Source organism: Gammaproteobacteria bacterium (assembly GCA_013696315.1).
Taxonomy (GTDB): Bacteria; Pseudomonadota; Gammaproteobacteria; order JACCYU01; family JACCYU01; genus JACCYU01.
Window position 1 is genome coordinate 1 of the sequence record JACCYU010000176.1, and the last position, 7,415, is coordinate 7,415.

The window sequence follows — 7,415 nt, forward strand, 5'->3', positions numbered from 1 at the left end:
GTATGGAATCTACACGGCTATCGTGCCGGCCATCGTCGCGGCGCTGCTCGGCTCTTCCTGGCACCTGATTTCCGGGCCTACCACGGCGATATCCATCGTTGTATTTTCGGCCCTGTCGGCACTGGCGGCACCGGGCTCGGAGAAATTCGTCCAGCTTGCGATCACCGCGGCCTGCATGACGGGCGTCATTCAGCTGATGCTGGGCCTGGCGCGGCTCGGCGCACTGGTCAATTTTGTATCGCATACGGTGATTGTCGGGTTCACGGCCGGCGCCGCCATCCTGATTGTCACCAGCCAGCTCAAGGCCGCGTTCGGCCTGGCGATCCCAGCCGACCAGTCGTTCGTGCAAATCTGGCTGATGTGGTACCGCCAACTGGACGATACCAACATTTATGTGTTCGGGATCGCGCTGGTCACCTTGCTGGTGGCGCTTTCCATAAGAGCCTGGCGCCCGCGCTGGCCGGTCATGCTGATCGCAATGTCGGCGGGTACGATCCTCTCGGTGGCGCTAGCCGGCGCCAACCATGGGGTGCGTCTCGTCGGTGCGCTTCCAGCGCAGATACCGCCCCTGTCGCCGCCCGACATCAGTCTGAACACATTGCGCGACATCGCGCCCAGCGCACTGGCGATCGCTGTACTCGGACTGGTCGAGGCATCGTCGATCGCGCGCGCCGTAGCGCTGCGCTCGGGCCAGCGCATCGACGGCAATCGCGAGTTTATGGGGCAGGGCTTGTCCAATCTGATTGGCAGTTTCTTCTCGTGTTATCCAGCCTCTGGCTCGTTCACGCGCACGGGGGTCAATTTCGAGGCCGGCGCCAGGACACCACTGGCTGCGATCACGGCCGCGTTAATCCTGATACTCATTGTGCTGTTCGCCGCACCGCTTGCGGCCTATCTACCGATCCCCGCGATCGCCGGGGTGCTGATGCTGGTGGCGTGGAATCTGATCGATCTTCGACAGATAAATCTTATCCTGCGCACCGATCGCGCTGAGGCGGCCATTTTGCTCACGACTTTTGCGGCGACCCTGTTTATCGATCTGGCATTCGCGATCTACGCGGGTGTCCTGCTGTCGCTGGTGTTGTATCTGAACCGCGCCAGCAAGCCGAACATCGTCAGCCTCGCGCCCAATCCCGAAGACCCAACACGCCGCCTGGTAAATATCGACCGCAAACCCGTGTCCGAGTGTCCGCAGCTCAAGATACTGCGAATCGACGGTGCGCTGTTTTTCGGCGCCATAGACTATGTGGACATGAAGTTTCGCGAGCTCACGGCGGCGGCGCCGGAGCAACGACATTTATTGCTGGTCGGCAGCGGCATCAATATGATCGACATGGCGGGCAGCGAACTGCTGGCCCGTGAAGGCAACCGTCGCCGACAACGCGGCGGCAGCCTTTCTCTGGTGGGCTTGAGGATGCGCGCCCGCGCGACTTTGGAACGTAACGGCGCGACCCGCCACGTGCACAGGATCTACGCGTCGAAACATGAGGCGCTGGGATCGCTGTTCGAAATTCTGGACAAGGATATTTGCGCGCACTGCACGCGGCGCATTTTCACCGAATGCGCGCAGGCGCCGATGACTGCCGAGACCGAGGCGAAGCTAAAATCCCGGCTGGTCGGTGCGAAAGTCGAATCCTCGATTGCCGAAAACATCTAGACCCGCCGATAAACCATATCCCATACTTCATGCCCCAGCCACAAGCCGCGCTGTTCAAACTTGGTCAGTGGTCGGCTGACTAAGCGTGCAGGGTAGCGACCGTTACCCGCAAGATTCACGAAACCGCCATCGGCATCTACCGTTGCGAGCATGTGTTGCGCGTAGTGCTGCCAGTCCGTGGCGAGATGCAGATATCCGCCGGGACGCATACGCTCGCGCAGCAGCGCGATAAATTCCGCATGCACCAGGCGGCGCTTGTGGTGACGCTTCTTGGGCCATGGATCTGGGAACCACAACAGCACCCCGTCCAGCGAGGCGCTTGATACATGTTCCCGCAGCACGAGTGCCGCATCCTCGCAGAGGACGCGCACGTTTGTTATTTCTTTGCCCTCCAGCAGTCGCAACAGGTGACCGACACCGGGGCGGTGGACTTCGATGCCGACAAAGTCGCGTTCCGGCGCATTAGTGGCGAGTTGCGCAAGCGCCTCACCGTTACCGAAGCCAATTTCCAGGAAGAGCGGTGCTTCGCGGCCGAAAATCCGCGCAAAATCAAACCTGTCGGGACCCAATTCGAGCCCGAAGCGCGGCCACAGACGCGCGATCGCGTCGCTCTGCGCCTGGGTCAGACGCCCTTCCAGCCGCACGTAACTGCGGATGCGGCGAAGTTCGGTCATTGACGCAACAACAGGCGCGATGCTCGCCTCAGAAAAACGTGCCCTCGATGGGAGAGGATGCCGATGCATAACGCCTGCGCGGCATACGGCCGGCCAGAAAGGCCTCGCGACCCGCCGCAACCGCCTTGTTCATGGCCGACGCCATTAACGCCGGATCGCGCGCGGCGGCAATAGCGGTGTTCATGAGCACGCCGTCGCAACCGAGTTCCATGGCGATCGCCGCATCCGAGGCGGTGCCTACGCCGGCATCGACGATGATCGGCACGTGGGCGTTCTCGATGATGGTCAGAATATTGTAGGGATTGCGAATGCCGAGCCCGGATCCTATAGGCGCCGCCAGCGGCATAACCGCCACGCAACCCATGTCTTCCAGGCGGCGCGCAACCACCGGGTCGTCGTTGGTGTAGACCATAACCTTGAAGCCGTCTTTCAGCAGAATCTCGGCCGCCGTGATCGTTTCGGTGATATGCGGGTAGAGCGTTTGCTCATCGCCGAGCACCTCCAGCTTGACCAGGTCGTGCCCGTCCAGGAGTTCGCGCGCCAGCCGGCAGGTACGCACGGCGTCCTGCGCATTAAAACAGCCTGCGGTGTTCGGCAAAATGGTGTAGCGCTCGGATGGAAGAATATCCAGCAAATTAGGTTCGCCCGCGTTCTGCCCGATGTTGGTGCGCCGGATAGCCACCGTGACGATCTGCGCGCCGCTGGCTTCGATGGCGGATCGGGTCTGCGCAAGATCCTTATATTTGCCGGTGCCGATCAATAGACGTGACGTGAAATCACGACCGGCGATTCGCAGGGTTTCCGTTGAAGTCCGACCGGATGTTTCGAGCAGGGTAGCCATGTGACAGGTTTCGGTGTGGAGTTGACGGTTTCGTCGTACTCAGCCGCCACCGACGGCATGCACGATTTCAATGCGGTCATTGGCCCGGATTGCATACTCTGCGTAAAGGCTGCGCGGCACTATTTCCTCGTTAATCTCCAGCGCCAGACGCTTTTCTCCAAGCTGTAGCATCGCGACGAGACGCGCGACGGTAGTGCCGGCCGGTAAACTTTTTGGCTCGCCGTTGAGCAATACGTTCATATCAAACTCGTCATGCTGCGTGAAGATCATACATTTTACCTAAAACACCACGGCGCCGGGGCTATGACTTCAATTCATGACACCCTATAATCGCAATCAGGCGGGTGTAGTTCAATGGTAGAACCTCAGCTTCCCAAGCTGATGGCGTGGGTTCGATTCCCATCACCCGCTCCACCCATGCGTTGGCGTCCGTTATCCTACTCTCTACGCGACTCCTATGGCTGATTGCATTCTTATCGGCGGCGGCCTGATGGGCATGCTGACCGCGCGGTATCTGCATGAAGCCGGCGCGCGCGTCCTGTTGCTCGAGCGCGGCCGGCTGGGCGGCGAAGCATCCTGGGCCAGTGGCGGTATTTTGTGTCCGCTTTATCCATGGCGGCATCCGGCCGCGGTCAACCGCATGGCGGCTGTCAGCCAGAGTATGTATCCGCAACTTGCCGAAATCTTGACGGCTGAAACCGGTATCGATCCGCAATGGACTCAAAGCGGCATGCTGGTGCTGGATGTGGACGAACGACCACCCGCGATGCGATGGCGCGCCGATCACAATATTCAGGTTACGGTTCTGGATCGACAGGAAATACATGCGTGCGAGCCGGCATTGGCCCCTGTCTTCGAGCAAAGCCTGTGGCTGCCGGATATTGCGCAGATTCGCAGTCCACGACTGGTAAAAGCCCTGCGTTCCAGTCTCTCCGTGCGCAATGTCGACTATCGCGAGGGCGTGGAGGTATTGTGTCTCCGGGTACGTGGCGGTGCGCTGACGGGGGTGGAGACGTCATCGGGTGCGTTCAATGCGGCGCGGGTGCTGATCACAGCCGGCGCCTGGAGCGCCCGACTCATACCGCCGAACTTTGCCCCTGTCGCGGTGCAGCCGGTGCGCGGCCAGATTATCGTGCTCAACGCCCCCCAAGGGCTGGTGCGACGAATCGTTCTCTGTCGAGGCGATTACCTGATTCCCCGTAAAGACGGGCGCGTGCTGGTTGGCAGCACATTGGAGGATAGCGGATTCGACAACTCGACCACGGTCGCGGCGCGGGAGGAACTAGTGGCTAAGGCGACTGCCTGGGTGCCGGCTTTACGCAATTATCCAATTGAACACCACTGGTCCGGCCTGCGCCCCGGCTCACCCGCGGGTATTCCTTACGTTGGCGAGCATCCCGAGCTGCACGGACTTTTCTTAAACACCGGCCATTTCCGATGCGGGCTGGCACTGGGTCCGGCTTCGGCGCGGCTCGCGGCAGATCTTGTGCTCCAAAGACCGCCGGTACTCGCGCCGGAGGCTTATTCACTGAGCGCGGCTCGCGCGGAGTATTAGGCCTCTATCGCAAAATCCCGGCCTCCTTGATCGCGCCGCGCCGCCTTGAGGCTGCCACGGCCATCGATTATGCTTGCACGCTGGTTTGGATCGACCAACCTGCAACGAATTCTAAATGCGTCGTCGAAGAAGGCATTTAAATCAAGTTACCCATAAGCCGGTGTAGCTCAGTCGGTAGAGCAACTGATTCGTAATCAGTAGGTCGGAGGTTCGATTCCTCTCGCCGGCACCAATAAAACAATGAGTTACGTACAGCCGGCACAAGCCGGCTTTTTCATGTCCGCAAAGGTGTCCGCAGAATGGGCGAAGCAAAGAACAGACGTTCCTATACGCAGAAGTTTCTTCTAGACCATCCTATGTGCTGCTACTGCGGCGGCGATACAGCTGCCAGTGTGCGCGATCATGTACCGTCACGAGCTACGTTCTTGGGGCGTAAGCGGCCTAACGAATTGGAGGTTCCGGCTTGCAAACGATGCAACGAGTTCACACGGGGGCATGAGCAAGTTGCCGCCTTAGCGGCTCGTTTTTACCCTGATGTGACGAGCAAGGCCGAGAATGAAGAACTGACGAAGCTCTTGAATGGCGTCGCTCGCGCTTATCCTGGAATGCTCCGCGAAATGATGCCAAGTTGGCAGCAGCAGTACGACGCACTGACGAGCAATTTGACTGACGGGCCAACGCTTCACCCATTAAATCTTGGGCCGTTTTTTTGCGCCAGTATTCGAGTTCTCGCAGTAAAACTAAGTCTTGCACTTCATTATTACCATTTGGGTGTCATCGTGCCGAGCAACGCCGGCATCGCTGTTACGTGGTATTCAAACCACCAGCTCTGGTCGGGCGACATCCCTGAAAGTTGGAACTCTATGTTCAGTAAGCTGTACACGCTCAAGCAAGGACGTTGGGACGTGAGAGAGCAATTTCAATATTCTTGGGCCCATCAGGCCGGCGGCCCATTCGCGTGCTTCGCTGGGTTCCGGCTATCTTTTGCCGTCGCTGGGATCATCTACCATGATTTCCATGACTTCCCCCCGATGGCGGAAATGCACTTGTACGCTCCGGGGTTCGTTACGCGCGACGTCCAAGCGAAAAGCCCCGCCGAAGCGCGGCCATGTGGGGAAGCCTGATGTGAGCGTCCAGTGATTCTGATGGCGCCCGTGCCAGGCGTTGCATCCCTCTTGCAAGCCGCCGGCCACTGGCACGACCTGGTGAGCACGGCGGCCGCATAGGTCAGCGTGTCGGCGGTGTCCGTGTTGAACAGTGGGTTGAGTTCGTTTATCCCAATGGCTGCGCCGAGCCTGGTTCGGCGCCCGTGCTGAACAGGTTGTGGGTGGTCATCGAAAAGGGGCCTCCTATAAGTCTTATCCGGCACCAACTGCCGGTGCACACGACGTGCAAGGGTCGGCCCTGCTCGAGCAGTTGGCGCGCGAGATTCCGCACTTACTCGAAGCAGCCGAGCGCGGCGACAGCCCGAGGTCCGTCATGATAGTTGGCCATAAGCGCCTGTTCGATGGGCGGGTCGCCGAAGTGACTTTGGCGGCCAAGATCGTTGAAGACCACCAGTTCGGCGCCACTTGTAACGAACTGCCACCGGAAGTTTAAAATGTGCGGACGTTACGTCACTCGAAATGAAGCCGCCATCGAGCGGTATTTCAATCTGATCAAAGTCCGCAACCCGCTGACGGGCCGCTTTAACGTCGCGCCCACGCAGGACGTACCCGTGGTTCGCGTCATTGACGGCGAGCGGGTGATGACGCCGATGCATTGGGGGTTGATCCCTTTCTGGGCGAAGGACAAGAAGATCGGCTACAAGACCATCAATGCGCGGGCAGAGACAGTGGCCACCAAGCCCGCCTTCCGCGCCGCTTACAAAATGCGCCGCTGCCTGATCCCGGCCAGTGGTTTCTACAAGTGGAAACGCGACACCGATCCCAAGATTCCTCACTTCATTCACAAGCCCGATGACGAGCCGCTGGGATTCGCGAGCCTGTGGGAAACCTAGAAGCACGGCGAGGAAACACTCGAATCCTGTTCGATTGTCACTACCGAAGCTAAAGACATGATGTCGGAATTACACAACAGGATGCCGGTGATCCTGGATACGCAGGACTTTGACTGGTGGATGGAAGGCGATGTCGGCGAAGTGGGCCAACTGCTTAAGCCCTGCCCGTCCGAATGGCTGACGGCGTATCCCATCAGCCGCCAGGTTAACAACGCGCGGAATCAGGGGCCGGAGCTGATCGAGCCCCTCGCGGCCTGAAACAAAAACCCCGCCACAAGGGCGGGGGAAACATGCTATTTGGATCGTGAGCGGATTGGCATTCGCCCACACCGCATAATCTAACAGACGGGCCCCATCTAGTCAGCTATGCGCGCCGCTGATCGCGGTGCGGGGGCTCAACGGCCTCGGTCAGAGAAGGCCGCGCTCGGCGAAGCTCACGGCTGAACTGCCGCCGACCACGATGTGGTCCAGCACGCGCACGTCGATCAAGCCCAGCGCCGCCTTGACGCGCTCGGTGATGTGCCGATCGGCTGTAACTGAGGGTGCTTACGGAAAGTACCGGACTAGCAGCCTGTCGGACTTGAGAAGCCGGCTCGCGTCGCGAGCGCAGGTTTCGAGTCGTGTTGATGGTTCATCGGTTCGCTGACGGGAGTGTTGGGCGCGAAAAGTGACTCGTTTCCTGCTCTTTT

General features: G+C 59.7%; 7 protein-coding genes, 2 tRNA genes and 2 pseudogenes. 8 read left to right on the forward strand and 3 right to left on the reverse strand.

All coding sequences use genetic code 11. From position 1 onward, the window contains the following. Positions 1-1,657 (forward strand): SulP family inorganic anion transporter (locus H0V34_10440; GenBank protein ID MBA2492090.1); only part of this gene is annotated, 1,657 nt, incomplete at its 5' end. Here H0V34_10440 and trmB read toward each other — a convergent pair. After that, positions 1,654-2,331, reverse strand: coding sequence for a tRNA (guanosine(46)-N7)-methyltransferase TrmB (gene trmB / locus H0V34_10445; GenBank protein MBA2492091.1), 678 nt, complete (start codon positions 2,329-2,331; stop codon positions 1,654-1,656). The two genes, H0V34_10440 and trmB, sit on opposite strands and share 4 nt — an antisense overlap. A 28-nt stretch (positions 2,332-2,359) precedes the next feature. Further along, positions 2,360-3,412, reverse strand: a pseudogene (gene thiS, locus H0V34_10450) (sulfur carrier protein ThiS). Between the two features lie 100 nt (positions 3,413-3,512). Between thiS and H0V34_10455 the strand changes: the two are divergent. From H0V34_10455 to H0V34_10485, 7 genes are all read left to right on the forward strand, one after another. Then, positions 3,513-3,586, forward strand: a tRNA-Gly gene (locus tag H0V34_10455). 43 nt (positions 3,587-3,629) lie between these two features. Beyond that, positions 3,630-4,727, forward strand: coding sequence for a glycine oxidase ThiO (gene thiO / locus H0V34_10460; protein MBA2492092.1), 1,098 nt, complete (start codon positions 3,630-3,632; stop codon positions 4,725-4,727). A 156-nt stretch (positions 4,728-4,883) separates the two neighbouring features. Further along, positions 4,884-4,959: transfer RNA gene (locus tag H0V34_10465), tRNA-Thr, on the forward strand. A gap of 67 nt (positions 4,960-5,026) precedes the next feature. After that, positions 5,027-5,851: a hypothetical protein gene (locus H0V34_10470; GenBank protein MBA2492093.1), complete on the forward strand. Its 825-nt coding sequence runs from the start codon at positions 5,027-5,029 to the stop codon at positions 5,849-5,851. Positions 5,852-6,116: 265 nt separating this feature from the next. Beyond that, positions 6,117-6,326, forward strand: a complete 210-nt coding sequence (locus H0V34_10475) for a hypothetical protein (GenBank protein ID MBA2492094.1) — start codon at positions 6,117-6,119, stop codon at positions 6,324-6,326. Between the two features lies 1 nt (position 6,327). Then, entirely contained in the window at positions 6,328-6,726 is a 399-nt protein-coding gene (locus H0V34_10480) for an SOS response-associated peptidase (protein MBA2492095.1), read from the forward strand. A 33-nt stretch (positions 6,727-6,759) separates the two neighbouring features. Next, complete coding sequence (locus H0V34_10485; protein ID MBA2492096.1) at positions 6,760-6,984, forward strand: SOS response-associated peptidase family protein; 225 nt, start codon at positions 6,760-6,762, stop codon at positions 6,982-6,984. 150 nt (positions 6,985-7,134) lie between these two features. Here the strand turns inward: H0V34_10485 and H0V34_10490 are convergent. Continuing rightward, a pseudogene (locus H0V34_10490) lies at positions 7,135-7,257 on the reverse strand (DNA repair protein RadC). Between the last annotated feature and the right edge of the window lie 158 nt (positions 7,258-7,415).